At 66.2% G+C, this 18,939-nt stretch carries 14 protein-coding genes; 4 read left to right on the forward strand and 10 right to left on the reverse strand.

Annotated features, from left to right (window positions below; translation table 11 throughout):
* Nucleotides 1-37 precede the first annotated feature (37 nt).
* The 3 genes from GORHZ_RS13695 to GORHZ_RS13705 form a co-directional block, all read right to left on the reverse strand.
* The gene (locus GORHZ_RS13695; protein ID WP_006333935.1) at nt 38-736 is read right to left on the reverse strand and encodes a TetR/AcrR family transcriptional regulator; all 699 of its coding nucleotides are present in this window, start codon (nt 734-736) and stop codon (nt 38-40) included.
* A gap of 98 nt (nt 737-834) precedes the next feature.
* Nucleotides 835-1,230 (reverse strand): Zn-ribbon domain-containing OB-fold protein, encoded by a 396-nt coding sequence (locus tag GORHZ_RS13700; RefSeq protein ID WP_006333936.1) that lies wholly within the window; start codon nt 1,228-1,230, stop codon nt 835-837.
* Nucleotide 1,231: 1 nt separating this feature from the next.
* On the reverse strand, nt 1,232-2,404 hold the full coding sequence (locus GORHZ_RS13705; RefSeq protein WP_006333937.1) for a thiolase family protein: 1,173 nt from the start codon (nt 2,402-2,404) through the stop codon (nt 1,232-1,234).
* A 96-nt stretch (nt 2,405-2,500) separates the two neighbouring features.
* Here GORHZ_RS13705 and GORHZ_RS13710 point away from each other — a divergent pair, with 96 nt between their 5' ends.
* Nucleotides 2,501-4,117, forward strand: a complete 1,617-nt coding sequence (locus GORHZ_RS13710) for a fatty acid--CoA ligase (RefSeq protein WP_040531869.1) — start codon at nt 2,501-2,503, stop codon at nt 4,115-4,117.
* Between the two features lie 585 nt (nt 4,118-4,702).
* Nucleotides 4,703-4,960 carry an Rv1352/Rv1906c domain-containing protein gene (locus GORHZ_RS32390; protein ID WP_505677565.1) on the forward strand — a complete coding sequence of 86 codons (258 nt, stop codon included), beginning with the start codon at nt 4,703-4,705 and terminating at the stop codon, nt 4,958-4,960.
* Nucleotides 4,961-5,180: 220 nt separating this feature from the next.
* Here the strand turns inward: GORHZ_RS32390 and GORHZ_RS13715 are convergent, their stop codons facing one another.
* Genes GORHZ_RS13715 through GORHZ_RS13725 form a run of 3 tightly spaced genes read right to left on the reverse strand, consistent with a single transcriptional unit; the run spans nt 5,181 to nt 10,894 of the window.
* Nucleotides 5,181-6,662: an aldehyde dehydrogenase gene (locus tag GORHZ_RS13715; protein ID WP_006333939.1), complete on the reverse strand. Its 1,482-nt coding sequence runs from the start codon at nt 6,660-6,662 to the stop codon at nt 5,181-5,183.
* 28 nt (nt 6,663-6,690) lie between these two features.
* The gene (locus GORHZ_RS13720) at nt 6,691-7,791 is read right to left on the reverse strand and encodes an NAD(P)-dependent alcohol dehydrogenase (RefSeq protein ID WP_006333940.1); all 1,101 of its coding nucleotides are present in this window, start codon (nt 7,789-7,791) and stop codon (nt 6,691-6,693) included.
* A gap of 40 nt (nt 7,792-7,831) precedes the next feature.
* Nucleotides 7,832-10,894: a cytochrome P450 gene (locus GORHZ_RS13725; protein WP_006333941.1), complete on the reverse strand. Its 3,063-nt coding sequence runs from the start codon at nt 10,892-10,894 to the stop codon at nt 7,832-7,834.
* Nucleotides 10,895-11,096: 202 nt separating this feature from the next.
* On the opposite strand from GORHZ_RS13725, the gene GORHZ_RS13730 reads away from it, so the two are divergent.
* Together GORHZ_RS13730 and GORHZ_RS13735 are read left to right on the forward strand one after the other, a co-directional pair.
* Nucleotides 11,097-12,683 carry a long-chain-fatty-acid--CoA ligase gene (locus tag GORHZ_RS13730; protein ID WP_006333942.1) on the forward strand — a complete coding sequence of 529 codons (1,587 nt, stop codon included), beginning with the start codon at nt 11,097-11,099 and terminating at the stop codon, nt 12,681-12,683.
* 17 nt (nt 12,684-12,700) lie between these two features.
* Nucleotides 12,701-13,855 carry an acyl-CoA dehydrogenase family protein gene (locus GORHZ_RS13735; RefSeq protein WP_006333943.1) on the forward strand — a complete coding sequence of 385 codons (1,155 nt, stop codon included), beginning with the start codon at nt 12,701-12,703 and terminating at the stop codon, nt 13,853-13,855.
* A 63-nt stretch (nt 13,856-13,918) separates the two neighbouring features.
* Here the strand turns inward: GORHZ_RS13735 and GORHZ_RS13740 are convergent, their stop codons facing one another.
* The 4 genes from GORHZ_RS13740 to GORHZ_RS13755 all read right to left on the reverse strand — a co-directional run bounded on the left by GORHZ_RS13740 (nt 13,919) and on the right by GORHZ_RS13755 (nt 18,863).
* Nucleotides 13,919-15,196 carry an acyl-CoA dehydrogenase family protein gene (locus GORHZ_RS13740; protein WP_006333944.1) on the reverse strand — a complete coding sequence of 426 codons (1,278 nt, stop codon included), beginning with the start codon at nt 15,194-15,196 and terminating at the stop codon, nt 13,919-13,921.
* A 16-nt stretch (nt 15,197-15,212) separates the two neighbouring features.
* Nucleotides 15,213-16,643: a phosphotransferase family protein gene (locus tag GORHZ_RS13745; protein ID WP_006333945.1), complete on the reverse strand. Its 1,431-nt coding sequence runs from the start codon at nt 16,641-16,643 to the stop codon at nt 15,213-15,215.
* 246 nt (nt 16,644-16,889) lie between these two features.
* The gene (locus GORHZ_RS13750; RefSeq protein ID WP_006333946.1) at nt 16,890-17,735 is read right to left on the reverse strand and encodes an SDR family NAD(P)-dependent oxidoreductase; all 846 of its coding nucleotides are present in this window, start codon (nt 17,733-17,735) and stop codon (nt 16,890-16,892) included.
* Between the two features lie 102 nt (nt 17,736-17,837).
* Nucleotides 17,838-18,863 (reverse strand): substrate-binding domain-containing protein, encoded by a 1,026-nt coding sequence (locus tag GORHZ_RS13755; protein WP_006333948.1) that lies wholly within the window; start codon nt 18,861-18,863, stop codon nt 17,838-17,840.
* Between the last annotated feature and the right edge of the window lie 76 nt (nt 18,864-18,939).

The following is an 18,939-nucleotide window of genomic DNA, read 5'->3' on the forward strand; positions in this document are numbered from 1 at the left end:
AAGCCATCGGACGCTACTGATCTCAGAGGTGACGGCCCTATTCGGCGCCGGCGTCGAGTACCGCGTAGACGGCCGCGCGGACGGGCCCGTCGACATCGAAGAGTTCCTCTGCGCGCTGCGGCTCGCGCATGAGCCCGCGCAGGATCAGGGCCACATACGATTGAGCGACCGCGTCGTTGGAGACCGGCCCGTCGGGAGCGAACCAGGTCCACATCCACTGTGTGCCACCGAAGATCTGCAGGGCCCAGATGGCGGCGGGACCGTCATGGAACAGCCCCGCGTCGACCCCTGACTGGAGTACCCGTTTGATGAGGTCGAGGTACTCGTCGCGCAAGTCCTTGGAGTGCCGCATCGATTCGGCGTCGTTGAAGCGGATGATCTCCCGTTGGAACGCGACTGTCTCGGTCCGGCCGTAGGTCTGATACATCGAAAAGGCCCAGACAAGACCGGCCATCTGCTGGTCGGGTGATGGCAGGCTGTCGACGATGGCGTGCGCTTCGGCGAGTCGCCGCTCCATGTACTGCTCGTGCGCGTCCGCGAACAGCTTCTCCTTCGTCCCGAAATGGTGGACGATGGTTCCTTTGCTGATACCCAGCTCGTCGGCGATGGCACCGAAATTCGTACCGTCGTATCCGAGTTCGGCGACGCGGCGAGTGAAGGCATTGCGGATCTCGTCACGGCTGCTGCGCCGACCCTTGGCAGCTGGGCGTTTGCGGGCCGATGTTGCCTGAGTCACGTTCAGCCTCCCTTCTGGGCATACGGCACCGGCGGGCGCCGTAGCTCGACACTACCGCCAGCACTGACCGTACGTACGTGTGAGTGCAGTGTCGACACTCAGTCGTCTCGGGTCACTGCAAAGGCGGGTACGGGTTCACCGTCGTCGAACGCCATGATCCGCAACACGACGGCCGTGCCCTGGGCCGGGCGGGCTCCGTCCGGGTCGGCGAGGATCTGCCCGGCGATCCAGGGTCCTTCGTCGAGTTCGACGAGTCCGAGGACCCGCTCGCCCTCCACGGCCCGGTGGTCGACGATCGTGCACACGATGCGCCCCTTCCCGCTTGACTCCACAGGTGTCATCGCGTCGCTTCCGCACTCGGCACACAGCGACGCCGAGGTGGGGCGCGCCCAGTGTCCGCACACCTCACAGCGCGGCAACTCGAGACGTCCCGCCGTCAGCGCGTCGAAATACCATTGCGAGTCTTCCGAGGCGACGGCTCCGCGTCGTGTCATCTCATTTCTCCCAACCTTGTTCGGGTGCACCGAGCACGACGGTTCCGTGGTGATCCAGCAGTCCACCGTTTCCGCTGACGATCGCGGTGGCGTACCGGTCCACCTGCCGTACCCCTGCCACGCCGCGGAGCTGGTCGATCGCCTCCATGAGCGGCGTCATCCCCCACAGGTAATACGACGACAGTTGTCCGCCACCGGTATTGGTCGGCAGCGCGCCACCCGGTGCGAGGGCGCCACTGGCCGCCAGCGCGCCCGCCTCCCCCTTGTCGCAGAAGCCGTAGTCCTCGAGGGTGACCAACATCGTGTAGGTGTAGCAGTCATAGATTTCCCGGACGTCGATGTCGCCGGGCTTCAAACCCGCCATGGCCAGCGCGGCCGGACCCGCCTGTGCCGCACCGGTGACGAGACCGAAGTCCGACCCGCGTTCCCATGAATAGCCCGGATGCGACTGTGCCCAACCGGCGATCGCGACCGACGGCCGCGGAGTGTCGGCCGCGCGCTCCGGGGTGGTGATAACGATGGCCGCCCCGCCGTTGCTCACCAGGCAGCAGTCGAACAGGTGCAGGGGCTCCACGATCCAACGCGATGAATGGTAGTCCTCCAGCGTCATCGGCGTGCGCATCGTCGCCACCGGGTTGTCGACCGCCCACGCCCGTTGACTCACCGCGACGGCACCGAACTGGTCCTGCGTGACTCCGTAGGTGGACATGTACCGGCTGGCGGCCAACGCATACCGATGGTTGACGCTCGTGAAGCCCGATGCCGTCTCGGCGCTGCGGAAGCCGGTGGCCGTCGACGACGACTTGCGGTATGCCGCGCCTGTGTCGCCGGCGGGCTTGAGCGGGTCGTCGGCGAAGACGCACACCACCACCTCAGCCTCACCCGACAACACCGCGTTCGCCGCCTGTGACACCATGAGTGCGGCCGACGCACCGAACGCGTTCACCTCGGCGAGCATGCGCAGGTCCCGCAGGTTAAGCGCCTTGGCCAGGCCCAGGTTGAGGTCGGTGCCACCCCGTGCGTTGATGAGCAGTCCGTCTACGTCGCCGAGCGTCATCCCGGCGTCGGCAACCGCTCGCCTCACGGCGTCGGCGGCGAACTCCCGGGCCGTGCGCCCGTAGACCTTCCCCACCTCGGTCAGGCCGGCGCCTACGATCATGGCTTGTCGGCTCATCCGCCGCACCTCCTCGTTTCTATCGCCGACCACCCTACCACTGACCGTACGTACGGTCTACACTCGGTTGAACACCACCGAGTGGGAGGACAGAAAATGAAGAGCACGATGCAGGACGTGGCACTGAACGTGTCCGGTCTGTTCGAGCATGGCCGCGCGGTCCATCCGAACAGCAGGATCGTCCACTACGACGACGATGTCGTGACCGAGTGCACGTTCGCGGAGTTCGGCGACGACGTGGTGCGGCTGGCAAACGGCCTGCGCGACATCGGTCTCGGTGAGGGTGACGTGGTGGCCACTCTGTGCTGGAACAACCCCGCTCACCTGGCCGCCTATTTGGCCGTGCCCTCGATGGGCGCCGTGCTGCACACGCTCAACCTCCGACTCCATCCCGATCAGCTGGCTTACATCGTCGAGCACGCCGGCGATCGCGCCATCATCGTCGACGAGACGCTGATCCCGACGCTGGCATTGATCATCGACCGACTCACCGTCGAGCACGTGATCGTTGTCGGTGATGCAGAACTCGCCGCTCCGCCGTCGATCGCAGTGCACCGCTATGCCGACCTGCTCGCCGGCGCGGCGACCACGATCGACTGGCCTGTCGTACCCGAGAACGACGCTGCCGCACTATGTTACACGAGCGGAACAACTGGCAACCCCAAGGGCGTCGCCTACAGCCACCGCTCGATCTACGTGCACACCCTGCAGATCTCCACCGGCAGCGCCTTCGGGTTCAGCGATGCCGACCGGGTGTTCCCCATCGTGCCGATGTTCCACGCGAATGCCTGGGGCTGGCCGCACGCCGCCTGGGTCGCCGGATCCGACATCGTGCTCGGCGACCGGCACCTCGGTGTCGATCACCTCGCGCGCGTCATCACCACGCTACGGCCGACGGCGACGGCCGCGGTCCCGACCCTGTGGACCGGACTGGACACCTATGCTCGGGAGAACGACGTGGATTACTCCAGCCTGCGGCTGGCGGTGTCCGGCGGGTCGCCGCTGTCGACGGCGCTGGTCAAGCGGCTCGCCGACCACGACGTCACCCTCACCCAGGGCTGGGGCATGACCGAGACCAGTCCCCTGCTGACCTTCAGCCGCCCGGAACCCGACACCGCACCGGAAGACCGCATCGTGAAGCAGGCCATGACGGGACACATCGTCCCCGGCGTGTCCGCGCGGATCGTCGGCGAGAACGGCGCCGAACTACCCTGGGACGGTGAGTCCGTCGGTGAGATCCAGCTGCGCGGCGCGACGATCACGGGCGCCTACGTCGGCGGTGACGGCGCCGACGCCTTCGACGAGGGGTGGCTGCGCACCGGGGACCTCGGCGCCATCTCCCCCGGCGGCTGGCTCTCGATCAAGGACCGCCTCAAGGACGGCATCAAGAGCGGCGGCGAGTGGATCTCGACCGTCGAACTGGAGGCCGCGCTCGCCGATCACCCCGATGTCGCCGAGGTCGCGGTCTTCGGTGTCCCCGACGAGAAGTGGGAGGAGCGACCGCTGGTGTGCATCGTGGTCAAGGAGGGCGCGCAGATCGGGGCAGCGGACCTCACCGAGCACCTGCGGGACCGTGTCGCACGCTGGTGGGTGCCCGAGCGGTGGGCCTTCGTCGCCGAGATCCCGAAGACGACGGTCGGCAAGCTCGACAAGCGGACGCTGCGTGGCCGATACGACACTGATCAGCTCGACGTGGTGACGCCCGTGCGCTGAGCACCGAAACACGACAGGGCCGCCACGGCTTGACGGCCGGGGCGGCCCTGTGCGGTGTCTGCCGCCTCCGTCGTGGTGAGCCATAAACGTGAAATAATCGGCAATTTCTCTGGCGGAAATGTAGCCTCCAGAACGCCGATCGGATATGACTTCTAGTTGCGCAATGAACATAACTGACTGGACACAAGATCATTCAGGACTCTACCTGTACCAATTGTCAGAATGATCCGTAAATGTCGGAATAGTCTGATCGTGGAAATTGATAAATGTTTTCATCCGACTCCGAATAACTGCTCTCGCGAAGTAATATTCAAAGTTGCCACTATCCCCCAATTACGTTTCCCTCGATCGAGGAGTCGCAGCAGCCAATGACCCTCCCAGCGCCCCAACAGCCCACCGCACCATCACCCGGCCAACCGAAACGACGTCGCTGGCCATGGGTACTCAGCATGGTTGCCGCATTGATATTTGGTTTGGCTATGGGGGTCCGCTGGGAATGGCGACTCAAAGACGTCATCTGCCGCTCCTGTGACGACAACCGTGACGGCCACAGCCTCGGCGCCTGCTGTGACCGAAACCGAGACTGTGACTACGTCCCCGCCGCCGCCCGGTCCCGAGACAACGTTCTCGGACGGAACGTGGGTCGTAGGAACGGACATTCGAGCAGGGACTTATCACACGGAGGGCGGTGATGGTTGTTACTGGGAGAGGGAATCGTCAACCAGTGGGTCCGCGGACGATATCATTGCAAACGACAACGCTACCGGACCAGCAACGGTTACGATCGAATCATCTGATGCCGCTTTCAAGTCTCAGAACTGCGGGACTTGGACGTTGCGATAATGAACATGCGGACAATTCAAGTTGTCGGAGTCACGCACCACGATTCACCGCCCCGGCGGAAATACGATCCGGAGTCTTTATTGACCACATTACCCAAGTCCAAATGATCACGCGTTTGTCGAGGTGATGGCACCCTACCCTTTTGGGCCCTCGGAACTCAAACACGAAAGGGCCGTCCCGGTCTGACGACCGGGGCAGTCCCGCGCGGTGTCGTTTCGGCCTACTTCCGCGGTGGCCGAAGGTAGATCGACTGGCTCACCCGATAGACGCCGAGACCTTCCGGCCCCAGCTCGCGCCCCAGCCCGGAGGCCTTCACCCCACCGAACGGGGCCCCGATGTCGAGGCTGAAGAAGTTGATCCCGACAGCACCGGTCTCGATGGTGCGGGCGAGGTCCAGTGCGCGCTCCTCATCGCGGGTCCAGATCGTGCCGCCGAGTCCGTAGTCGGAGTCGTTGGCGATCGAGATCGCCTCCTCGACGGTGTCGTAGCCGATGACGCACAACACGGGTGCGAAGAGCTCCTGACGCGCGATGGCGAAGGTGTTGTCGAGGTCGGTGAGCACGGTTGGGGCCAGGTAGTTGCCGTCGGGCAGGCCGTCGGGCACCTCTCCACCGGTGGCAACCCGGGCGCCGGCCGCGGTGGCCTCGGCGATTGCCGCCATGACTCGGTCGCGCTGTGTCCGCGAGATCAGCGGCCCGACCCGGGTGGCAGCATCGAACGGATCCCCGATGGGCATCGACCCCACCATCGACACGATGGCGTCGACGGCTTCCTGATAGCGGCTGTTGGGCACCAGGATCCGCGTCGACGAATAGCACGTCTGTCCCGCGTTCAGCAGGCTCGCCGACGCCAGGCCGCGGGCCATCGACGTCATGTCCGCATCGTCGAGCACGATCGCCGCACTCTTTCCGCCGAGTTCGAGCGTCACCGGACGCAGCAGACGACCACACACCTCACCGATCTCACGGCCGGCAGCTGTCGAACCGGTGAAGGCAACCTTGTCGACTCCGGGGTGGGCGACCAGGTGACGACCGATCTCGACGTCGCCCGGAATGACGCTGAGGACTCCGGCGGGCAAGCCCGCTGCGTGGGCCGCGTCGGCGAGCAGCAACGCATCCAGGGGTGTTTCCGGTGCCGGCTTCATCACCACCGGACAACCGGCGGCCAACGCCGGCGCGAGCTTGAACATCGCCAAGGACTGCGGAAAGTTCCACGGCACGATCGCGGCGACCACCCCGATCGGAGCGTGGCGCACGACGGTGCTGCCCGGCCGTCCGACCGCGGGGCGGCGGGTCTCGAGGTCCTCATCGAGGATGAGATCGGCGTAGTAGCGCAAGATCTCGACCGGTCCGTGGCCTTCAGCAGGGACCGACAACGTGATGGGCATACCGTTCTGCGCCGTCACGAGTGTGGCGATGTCGGCTGCGCGGGCGCTCAATTCGTCGGCCAGGCGATGCAGCACGGCCGACCGCTCGGCGGCGGCCAAACCCGCCCAGCCGGTGAGCGCCGTGCGGGCAGCCGCGACGGCGGCGTCGACGTCGTCGGTGTTGCTCACGCCCACAGACCCGACGGGTTGACCGGTCGCGGGCGACAGGACCGGCCGCGATCCGGCGCCACCGGTGCGCCAGGCACCCGCGACGTAGATCTGGTCGCGCTCGGTGATTGACGGTGACAGCGCCGCAGGCGCGGAAGTGGTGGACACGATTACTCCAGTCAGATGATGGTGGCAGTCAGATGACGTTGGGGAGGATGACGGGTTTGACGACCGTGCCGGCCCGCAGGTCGGCTTCGGCCCGGTTGATCTCCGAGAGCGGGTACGTGGTGATCAGATCATCGATCGGAAAGTTCCCGTCCCGCCACAGGGTGACGAGTTCGGGAATGAACTCCCCGGGGACGGCACCACCTTCGATGATGCCGAGAAGGGTTTTGCTGGGGCCGAGGGCACCGGCAGGAATCGCGAGATCACGGTCGACGGTGCCGACCATCCCGACGCGACCGCCCGGACGTACGGCTCCGATGGCCGCTTCGATCACCGCAGCACTGCCGGTGGTGTCGATGATCGCGTCGACCCCACCGCGCACCGTCGAGCGGATGGCTTTGTCGAAGGCCACCGCTGACGAGTCAAATACCATTGTCGCCCCGAGCTTCTCGGCTACTGCGAGACGTTTCTCGTTGCGATCGACGGCGATGATCTCCGCGCAGTCGGCCGCGCGGGCCGCCATGACCGCGGCAAGCCCGACAGCTCCCACGCCGATCACAGCAATTGTCGAACCGGCGGACGCTCGCAGGGCTCGCAGCACCGCACCCGCACCGGTCTGGAAACCGCAGCCCATCGGAGCGAGCAGTTGCAGCGGCAAATCCTTGGCGACGCGAACCACATTCGCCGCCGACACGACGGTATGGGTGGCGAACGACGACTGACCGAACCAGCTCGACGCGACCGGGTGGCCCGCCTCGTCGGTCATCGGGCCGTCGGAATCCGCGTCGCGTCCGGTCATGTTGAGTGCGAAGAATCGAAAGCAGTTGAAGGGCTCGCCGGCAAGGCAGGTCCGGCACTCCCCGCAGGATGCGTAGGAGATGAGGACGTGATCGCCAACCTGCACGCCGGTCACGTCGTCGCCGACGGCGGTGACGACGCCGGCGCCCTCGTGGCCGAGCACGATCGGCGGCTGTGCGAGGAAACCCGCACGACGCGGCAACATGTCGGTATGGCACACGCCGGTCGCGGCGATCTCGACGAGAACCTCGCCGCGGCCCGGAGCCCGCAGTTCCAACGTCTCGATTCGCAACGGTGCGCTGGAATCGCGTAGTACGGCAGCGTGAATGTGCATGAATTACTCCCCCTCGAGCCCGATGGTCAACGATCGGTGATCAGCCGACGGCCCACACGTCGACGTGATAGCGCGGCGATGCGGAAAGATCCGCAAACCATTTCTGTGCGACATCCGCCTCGACGCCATGACGGGTCTGATGCGCCGCGATGAGCGCGTTCGCCACGCCGTCGGCCATCGCATTGGCGCCACACAGGTAGACGTGGGCACCCGCGTCGAGCCTGTCGAGGATCTCGTCCACCATGTCAGTGACCCGGTCCTGGACATACACCCTCGGCGCGCCCGGCACCCGCGAGAACGCGTGCTCGATGCGGGCGATACCGGCCTTGTCGAAGGCACGGAACTCCTCGGCATAGAGCAGGTCCGCCCGTGGGTGGCGGGCCCCGGCGATCACGAGCGCCTCTCCGAGGGCGACACCATCGGCGGCCTGGGTGGCGCGTTCGGTGAGGAATCCGCGGAAAGGCGCGAGACCGGTTCCCGCACCGATCATGATGACCGGCACCGAAGGATCGGCGGGCAGACGGAACGTCGAGGAGGTGTCGCGGACGAACGCATAGACGTCGTCACCGGATTGCTTGCCCGCCAGGAAGTTCGAGCACACGCCAAGGTGATCGCGGCCGGAGCCGTTGCGAGCCGGCTCGGCCAACACACCGACCGTGATCGAACACACGCCGGGCCGATGATGTGGCGACGACGAGATCGAGTAGTACCGAGGGGCCAGCGGCCCGAGAGAGTCGAGGTACGTCTCGAAGGGCAATTCGCACGCGGGGTGCTCTTCGAGCAGATCCAGCAGGGACTTGCGGCGCTCGACGACGTCGGTGCGGAACACCTCCGGAGAGGCGAGCAGCGCCGACAGCGCTTCTCGCGTCCAGGGGTAGCGGCTGTGGTCGAGCATCGCCTCGACCTGCCGCCGCGACGCCGTGCCCTGCAGCTCCACATAATCGCGCAGGAGTTCGCCGATGCTGATCCGCTCCCCGACCGGTAGGAAGGTCGACTCCGCATCGTCGGCGCGCAACACGACGATGGTCTCCGGATCGACGCCGAAGCGGTCGGTCACCCGGGCAATGAGATCACTGTCGTTGTGTGGGATCACGCCGAGGTGATCGCCGGCCGCGTAGGTGGTGCCTTCCGGGAGCCGGAACTCGATGTGGCGCACCGTTTTGATCGGCAGACCGTCGATCGGACGGGTGAGATCGGCAGACGCCGTGAGTCGCAGCGGCACCGCGCCACGCGCTGCGGCGAACGGTCCGGGGCGTGTCCGCGACACCACCTCCATGCGGAAACGGTTCTGCTTGGACCCGGCGCTCAGGTCGTCGGGCGACAAGCCGACTGCATCAGCGAGGGCCGGCCACAGCGACTCGAGCCACGCCTCGAAGCTCTCGTCGAAATCGCCGGCGGCGTCGCCCTCTCCCCGATCGCGCACCCGGATACCACCTGCGGCGTCCAGCCCGGCGTCGACGGTACGCGGGAAGTGTTGGAAGGTCTTGTCCCACTCAGAGTTCCCGCAACCGAAGACACTGAACTTCACCCCGGTCGCGTCGACGTCACCGGCGGCGATGGCGGCCGCGAATCCGCCCGCGTTGTCCGGCGGGGTGCCGTTGTAGGTGGCGGTCACGACGATGGTCGCGCCGTCGGTGCGCAATCCGTCGATGGCGTCGTCGAGGTCGGCGAGCATCGGTGCGAAGCCGCGGCGCTTCGCTTCGTCGGCGACGATCTGTGCGGTTTCCTCGGCGGTGCCGAAGTTCGAGCCGAAGAAGATGTGCAGCGGTGTCTGATGGGTGGGCGCGGTGGTCTCGGCGGCCGGCTCGGGGGCAGCCACGTTCGAACCGGTGCTGACCGGCTCCGGTTCAGTGGTCTCGCTCTGTTCGGCGTCGCGACGCTCGGCGGGCGTGAATGCCACCGGCATCCTCTTGATGCCGTTGATGAAGTTCGAACGCATGCGCTCGGGTTCGCCGTCGGCACGGATGTCGGGCAGACGGGTCAGCAGCTCGGTGAGCAATGTGCGCACCTGCAGTCGCGCGAGGTTGGCGCCGAGGCAGAAGTGGGTGCCATCGCCGAAGGAGATGTGCGGGTTCGGATCTCGGCCGATGTCGAAGACGTCCGGGTTCTCGAACACCGAAGGGTCGCGGTTGGCGGACGCGTAGTTGATGATGACGCGGTCATTCTCGCGGATCTGCACGCCACCGAACTCCATGTCGCGGGTGGCGGTACGGCGGAACTGGATCACCGAGGGGTTGAACCGCAGCATCTCCTCGATCGCCGACGGCAACAGCGACATATCCGCCCGCAGCCGATCGAACTGATCCGGGTGGGTGAAGAGCATGTTCAGGCCGCCGGCGATGAGGTTTCGCGTGGTCTCGTTGCCCGCGATCATGAGCAGCTGGAAAAAGCGGTCGAGGTCGTCGTCGCTCAGACGCTCGCCGTCGACCTCCGCGTTGACCACGGTGCTCCACACGTCGTTGGTCGGGTTCGCCCGCTTGGCGGCGGTCTGCGCACGGGCGTATTCGAACATCTCGGCAAAGGCCTTCAGGAACACCTGTGGGTCCCCGCCGTACTCGGGGTCGTCGATACCCACGAGCGCGTTGGTCCAGGAGTACAGCAGGTGGCGGTCCTCGGCAGGCACACCCAGCAATTCCGCCAGGATCAGCAGCGGCATCTCGGCGGCGACCTCACCGAGCAGGTCGGCGCTCCCCCGCTCGCAGACTGTGTTCACCACTTCGCGGGCGACCCGGGTGATGGAGTCGGCGAGGGTCTTGCGGATCGCCATCGGCGTGAAGGCCTTGTTGACGATCTTGCGGAGCTGCGTGTGTTGGGGCGGGTCCATGTGCAGCATCATGCGACGCAGGACCTTGACGTCGGTCGGACGCTGTTCGCGCAGGAACGCTGTGCCCCGCCATGACGAGAAGTCGCCCGGGTTCCGCGACACCTGGGACACGAGGTCGTAAGACAGCACCAGCCAGTAGCCCGGTCCGCCCTCGAAGGATCCGGATGCTGGTTCGTCCACCCACTGCACTGGTGCCTGATCCCGCCGCTCGGCAAGCTGTGCGTGCGGGATGCCATCGGAGTAGATGGACGGGTCCAAGAAATCGGGGATGGATGCCATGACTGCTCCTCGTGCTCACTGGCTCGGTCTCAATTCTTGACGTACGGTACTGACCGCACGTACGGTTAGTCAAGCAACGCTCCGGATCGCATCAACGAGAACATTGACCGTCCGTACGGTCCATGCGAAAGTTGCCACAACCCACACCGTGACGGCGAGCACTCGCGTCCACCGATCGCACCGCGCAGAGAAGGAACCAGAGATGACATCCATCACCGAACCGCCGGCGACGTCACCGCATGTCGACGGGACACTCCTCCCGGATCTCGTCGAGCGATGGGCGGCGGCGACGCCGGACGCGGTCGCTGTACGCTACGGCGAGCGGACGTGGACCTGGCGTGAGTGGTCGGACCGCATCCGGCGCCTGGCGGCCGGCCTGTCCTCGCTCGGCATCGCCCGTGGTGACCGAATTGCGTTCCTGGACAAGAACCATCCGGCATGCCTGGAGACTGCATTCGCCGCCACGACTCTCGGTGCGGCCGTCGCGATCCTGAACTGGAGACTGTCCGGCGACGAGCTCACGTACGCAATGACCGACAGCGGTGCGCGCGTTCTGATCGTCGGCGACGAGTTCGCCGACCTCGCGACGTCGGCGGTCGCCGGCAACTCGGGAGTCGAGCGCGTCCTGACGCTGTCCGAGGACGGCGACGACGAGTACGAGGAATTCCTCGCAGCGCATCAACCGCTCGATGTCCTTCTCGGTGTCGACCCCGAAGACGCGGCGCTCCTCATCTACAGCTCCGGAACCACCGGCCGCCCGAAGGGCGTCGTGCTGAGTCAGCGCGCGCTCATGACCCACACCCGCAACGTCGGGACCCGATTCCCGTTCGCGCCGGGAGACATCAACCTCGTGGCGATGCCGATGTTCCACGTCGGTGGCGTGTGCTGGGCATTCCTGGGAATTCAATCCGGCAACGCCAGTATCGTCCTCCGCAACCCCGACGCGGCCTCGCTGCTCGGCGGGATCGCCGCGGGGGCGACCCACACCTTCTTCGTTCCGCCCGTGATCAGCGGACTGCTGGCCGCCGGCGAGCAGGCCACCGCCGCGCTGGCCGGATTGAAGCGCATGGGTTACGGCGCGGCGCCGATGCCGTTGTCCACGCTGCGCAAGGCGATCGACGCGTGGCCGCACATCGACTTCGTCCAGGTCTACGGGCAGACCGAGATCGCCGGTGTGGCCGTGACCCTGCAGCCTGACGAGCATCGCGATCCGGAGCGGTCGTATCTCCTGAAGTCCGCGGGAGTCCCCGTACCAGGCGTCGAAGTGCGTATCGTCGACGTCGCGACCGGCGAGGACGTGCCAACCGGTGAACAGGGTGAGATCTGGTTCCGCTCCGAGCAGGTCATGAGCTGCTACCTCAATCGCCCCGATGCGACGGCGGAGACCATCACCGCCGACGGCTGGCTGCGCACCGGCGACATCGGCCACGTCGACACCGACGGGTACGTCTATGTCGAGGACCGCCTCAAAGACATGATCATCACCGGCGGCGAGAACGTCTACAGTCCCGAGGTCGAGCGTGTCCTTGCGGAACACCCGAACATCGTCGATGCGGCCGTCATCGGTGTCCCCGACGAGAAGTGGGGCGAATCGGTCAAGGCGCTGGTCACGGTTGATGCACCGGTCTCCGCCGAGGACATCATCGCATTCTGCCGCCAACACCTCGCCGCCTACAAATGCCCGAGCACGGTGGACTTCGTCGATGCGCTGCCCCGCAATGCCAGCGGCAAACTGCTCAAACGTGACCTGCGGACCCCGTACTGGTCGAAGTCCGCCCGATCCATCTGAATACCAGGAGAACACCGATGGAAATCACCAGTCTGCACGAAGAGCTCGCCGACAGTGTCCGGGCATTCGTCCGCAAGGAGATCAACCCGTACGTCGAGAAATGGGAGGCCGATCAGATCTTCCCCGCCCACGATCTCTTCAAGAAGATGGGCGACGCCGACCTGCTGGGGATCAAGTACGACGAGCAATACGGCGGCCTCGGACTCGACCTGACCTACGCTGTCGTCGCCACCGAGGCGATGGGCGAATCGCGCTGCGGTGGAGTGCCGTTGGCGGTCGGCGTGCAGACCGACATGTGCACTCCCGCGTTGGCGAACTTCGGCTCCGCCGAGCTGAAAGAGCAGTTCCTCAAGCCCGCCATCGCGGGCGAGTCGGTCGGCTGTATCGGAGTCAGCGAGCCCGGAGCAGGATCCGACGTGGCGTCGCTGCGGACTACCGCGGTGCGCGATGGCGATGACTACGTCATCAACGGCACCAAGATGTGGATCACCAACGGGATGCAGGCGGACTGGTGCTGTCTGCTGGCCAACACCTCCGACGGTCCGGTGCACAAGAACAAGAGCCTGATCGTCGTTCCGATGGACACCCCGGGCATCGAACGCACCAAGATCGCCAAGATGGGCATGCACTCGTCGGATACCGCGCAGCTGTTCTTCGACGATGTCCGTGTCCCCGGCCGGAACCTGATCGGCGAGGAGGGCATGGGATTCATCTACCAGATGAAGCAGTTCCAGGAAGAACGCCTCTGGGGTGCCGCATGGAACCTGGGTACCACCGATCGCCTGGTGACAGAGACGATCACCTACCTTCGCGACCGAAAGGCCTTCGGGCAGAGTCTGCTGGACAATCAGGTGATCCACTACCGCCTGGCCGAACTGCGGACCGAGATCGAGGCGCTGCGTGCCCTGACCTACCGGGCGGCAGCAGATTACGTCTCGGGTGAGGACGCCACCCGACTCGCGTCGATGGCCAAACTCAAGTCGGGCCGGTTGATGCGGGAAGTCACCGACGCGTGTGTGCAGTTCTGGGGCGGAATGGGTTTCGCCAACGAGTCGCAGGTCTCACAGTTCTACCGCGATGGTCGCCTCAGCTCCATCGGCGGCGGCGCCGACGAGGTCATGCTGTCCATCATCGCCAAGCTCGAGGGGACGCTGCCGACGCGGACGCGCTGAGCGGGACCCGGCTTGTCTGAACGCGGTTGGGGGTCAGGCAAGCCGGGGCCGGGCAGGTTCGCATCAGCCGGACTGGCCCGTGACACCCTTCGGCGCCCCGGACGACATGAAGCCGAACAGGTAGCCGGCCACCCGACGCATCTGGATCTCGTCGGCACCCTCGGTGATCCGGTAGCGACGATGATGGCGGTAGATGTGTTCGAACGGCTCATGCCGCGAGTAGCCGCGGCCGCCGAACACCTGCATCGCCTGATCCGCTGCGTCGCAACACAACCGGTTCGCCTGGTAGTTGCACATCGACACTTCCTGCGATGCGGAGAAGGGGCCGTGGGTGTCCATCTTCCAGGCGGTCTCACGCACCAGGGCGCGGAGCATCGCGGCGCGGGTGTGCAGTTCGACGAGGGGGAACTGGATCGCCTGGTTCGTCGACAGTCTCTTCCCGAACGGCGACCGTTCGTTGGCGTACGCGACGGCACGGTTGATGCAGTACTGGGCGGCACCCAGACTCGACGCGGCCTGCCGGATCCGGTTCTCGTTGAAGAAGTGCTGGACGATCTGCAGCCCGCGCCCTTCGTCTCCCATGACCGCCGAATGCGGCACGCGGACGTCCCGCAGGGTGATGTGCGCATGGTCGGTCGGCATGTTGAAGGTCCAGAGGTACTCCTCGACGGTGAATCCCTCGGTGTGCGGGTCCACCAGGAAGGCGGTGATACCGCGCGCGTCCCCGGCCTCGCCGCCGGTCCGTGCGAAGATGATGTCCCGGTGGGCCACGTGGATGCCGGTGTTCCACGTCTTCTCGCCGTTGATCACCCACGTGTCGCCGTCCCGAACCGCGGTCGTCTCCATATGGGTGGCGTCCGAACCGTGCTCGGGTTCGGTGATGCCGAAGGCGAAGAAGCGGGTGCCCGACGCCAAACCGTCGACCCATTCCCGCTGCTGCTCATCGGAGCCGTATTCCAGCATCAGGAGCAGGCCGACGTTGTTACCGACGATCGCGTGTTCATTCTGCAGATCACAGTGCAGCCCGAGGCCTTTGGATGCCAGATGCTCCCGGATGACGGCCATGGACAGATTGGAGCCGTCGCGGCCGCCGTACTCGGCTGGGAACGGGTAACGGAAGTGTCCGGCCGCATCGGCGCGCCGCCGCGCCTCACCGAGCAGCGCCTCCCAGTCGGCGCTGGGCAGACCACCTCTCTCCCAATCGGTTCGGGAGTCCTCGCGGCGATGATCGAAGAACCGGATGTTGTCGTCGGACTGCTCCAGCGGCACGATCTCGGCTTCGATGAAGGCGTCGAGTTCGGCCAGGTAGTCGGTCAGTGATTCGGGCAGCGCGAAATCCACGGTGATCTCCCCTTGGTCAGCAATCGGGTTGGGACAGGTGCCGCGGATTGGCGACCGTCAGACGGTCCACCACCTCAGCGGTGACGACGGATCGGACGGCAGGGTCCTCGGTGGCCAGCGTTCCGTCACGAAGCGCCGCGGCCAGCTCGGCACTGCTCGAGACCCCGAGTTCGGAAAGCCTCCGACGGCTCTCGACGGCTTGGTGGCCGCCGAGCACCAGTTGCCGGCGCACGGCGGCGAGCACGTTCCCGGCCACCCGCGTGTGGAACCGCACCTGCGGGGAGATCCCGGCATCGGCGGCCACCTCGTCGGAGAGGAACCCCGACACCGCTTCCAGCAACTCCGGCATGGTCGGCGCGGTGTGCGGATCCTCTGGCGGTCGGCTCGTCTCGACGACGGTGGCGAGCGGGTCTGCGACCCGCACCGGTCCGGTGATCCGCAGTGCCAGCAGCGCGTCGAACTCCTGCTCGGCGCTGCGACGTCCGATGGCGGCCAGCTCCATCGAGCGTTCGGCACCGTCGAGGTACCGGTTGGCCTGGGTTGCACAGATCAGGCCCCACCGCACCGTCGCATACAGCTCCCACCACCGCAGCACGGCCTCGGTCGGCCGCCACCCGGCGACGTCGGCGTAGGCATCGAGCAGGTCGGCGCGCGTACCCATGCCGGCGACCGGCCGCGCGACACCGAACCGCCACGCCTTCGCACACAGCCAGCCCAGATCCTCCATGGGATCACCGAGATGAGCGAGCTCCCAGTCGAGCACCGCCGAGATCCGGTCCGGGGTGATCAGGAGATTGCCGAGGCGGAAGTCGCCGTGCACGACCGACATCGCCACCGGTTCGGGGCGGTGTCGTTCGAGCCAGTCCACGGCGAGCACGAGACCGGCGGGTGCATGCTCGTACTCGCGGGCGAAGCCGGTGCGCAATGCCTCGATCGGCTCGCCGATCGACGAGAGACCCGTCGCGGACGGCTCCATGGCGTGGATCCGCGCGAGAATCCACCCGGCCTGCCGGGCGAAGTCGTCGCGGACCGTCGCGTAGGCGGCGTCGCGCAGGATGGGTCGGGGGATCGATTCACCCTCGACGAAGTTCATGATGACGTAGGGGAATCCGAGGACACTCTCCTCCCCGGCCGAGTCGCTGAAATCGATCACTTCGGGAACCGGTACACCCGCGTCACGGGCGGCCCGCAACACCGCGACCTCGCCGGCGAGTCCGCCCTCGCCGCAGCGAGCGGATGGGACCGCGCGTACGATCAGGGCCTCCTCCGCCGGCCCGTCGTCGATGGTGACCGCATACGTGGTGCGGCTGGCGCCGGCCGGTAGGACACGCGCCGTGCGTGCGGCGATGTCCCGACCACGAATCGCGCCCAGACGTGCGGCGATCCGATCTGCCACATCGGTCGGGTCGATCGATGCCCCGGTGTCGTCCTGAACCACCGCTGCCACTGCGCCCCCTGCCCTGATCCGTTGCCCTGTCCCGCCGACTCGACAGCTCCCGGGTGGTGGTCCCGCACGGGGTCACGTACCTCGGCGGTCGCCCGCGATGCCGGTGCGGATCGGCTGCCGACGTGCACAAAACCTACCCGACCGAGCGACCGCTCTGTCGGGAGAACCAGAAATTGCGACATGAGGTCCCACCGGTTCCGGGGAACCGCATGGCAACCGAACCGCAATCCGTCGGCACCACCCCGGTCAGCGGTACGTGCCGGCCGGTCGTGGCGTGCCCGACGATGCGCTGGTACCACCGTCGACGGGCAGGATCACCCCGGTGATGTAGGCGGCGTCGGGACCGGCGAGAAACAGGGCGGCACGGGCGATGTCCTCTGGGTAGCCGACCCGGTCGAGGGCGACCCGGTCCATGAGCCGTCCGGTGAACTCGGGGTCGTCGAGACGTTCCCGGGTCAACTGGGACACGGTGAAACCGGGGGCGATGGCGTTGACGCGGATCCCGTCGGCGCCGAGGTCGAGCGCAAGACTCTGGATGAATACGTTCAGACCGGCCTTGGTGGCGTTGTAGGCGAACTGGTTCCAGTCGCCACGCAATCCCGCGATCGACGAGATCGCCAGGAACGTCCCGGCGCCGGCCCGCAGCAAAGGGGTCGTCAGCCGGGCGAGCCGGATCACGGCGTCGAGGTTGACCGACCGTACACGTTCCCACGCCGCATCGTCGAATGTGTCGATCCGGCTCGGAACGCTCGCGCCGGCGTTGGCGATGACGACGTCGAGACGGCCGAAACGTTCGTTGATCGACGTGACCGCGACCGCGAGTCCGTCCGGATCGGTCATGTCCGCGATACAGATGAGGACACGTTCTGGGTCGAATCCTGACACGGCCTCCTCAAGGGTCTCGGCTGTCCGGCCGAGGACCGCGACACGTGCTCCCTGTTCGAGAAAGGCACGTGCTGTCGCCCGGCCGATCCCGGTGCCGGCGCCGGTCACCAGCACGACCTGATCCTGATACGGGTAACTTGCCCACGCGATCTCCCCGTTGACGCCGTAACGCGTCCCCGACTCCGGTGTGGGCGATCCTGCTGCCATTTTGCCGTACTCCTTTGTCGTCGACGGAGGGTCCGGTACCGCGCGATACCCCACCGACGCCTGCCGGTGGGCGGGCGTCGGTGGGGCGAAATCGACCACGTGTCAGCGGGTTCCGGCCTTGGCGTAGTCGGCGACGGAGTCGATGTTGGACTGGTCGATGAACGCCGGACCGGTCAACGTGGCGCCTCCACCACCGATGATGTTGCCGTTGTTGATCTCCAGCCACAGCGAGTCCACCGCGAGGTAGCCCTGGAGGTAGGGCTGCTGGTCGATTGCCCATTGGACCTTGCCCTGCTTGATCGCATCGACGAGCGCCGCGTTGGTGTCGAAGGTGTAGATCTTCGCACTGCTGCTGCTCCTTCCGACCACATCGACCGCGGTCATCGCAATCGGGGCGCCGAGGGTCAGCACCGCGTCGATCGAGGGATCCTGCTGGAGCTTCGCGGTGAGGGTGGAGGCGACCGAGGTCATGTCCTCGCCGTTGACGTTGAGCGTCTCGAACTGCCCGTTGAACTTGGCCTTGGTTCCGGCGCAGCGTGATTCGAGCTGGACCTGGCCCTGGGCCTGGATCACGCACACCACGTGCTTGGCGCCGTCCTGGGTCAACCGTTCGCCGGCGGCGTTGCCGGCAAGCGTCTCGTTCTGTCCGAAGTACTCCTTGATCCCCAAGGCCTGCCAGTCGTCGAAGCCCGCATTGAAGCCGCTGATGGGGATGCCCGCCGCCTGTGCGTTCTTCACCCCGCCCGCCAGCGCCGACGCGGACGGCAATGTCAGGGCGATCCCGTCAACCTTCGAGTCGATCGCGGTCTGCAGCAGGTTTGCCTGATTGGGAGCCTGTGGGTCGGACGAGTACTGCAGGTTGACGTTGTCCTTGTCCGCCGCAGCCTGCGCGCCGGCACGAACGATGTCGAAGAAGGTGTCACCCGGAGGAGCGTGTGTGACCATCGCGATGGTCACTCGAGGCGTATTCGCCTGGCCGGCGCCGCCGCCCCCGGACCCGGAGGAATCGGGTTTCCCGCCGGTACTCGAGCACGCGGCCAGCAGCACGGCGGTTGCGACCGTCGCAGTGAGTGCGGGCAATACGCGACGGCGCAACCGGCCGGCGGATCCCTGCGGTGTGGTGGGCATGGCTATTTCCTTTCGGGAAGGGGCACTGCCGGCGGCAGTACTACCTCGAACTCATTTGTCCTGACATACTGAGGTC

This window comes from Gordonia rhizosphera NBRC 16068, from assembly GCF_000298195.1.
Lineage (GTDB): Bacteria > Actinomycetota > Actinomycetes > Mycobacteriales > Mycobacteriaceae > Gordonia > Gordonia rhizosphera.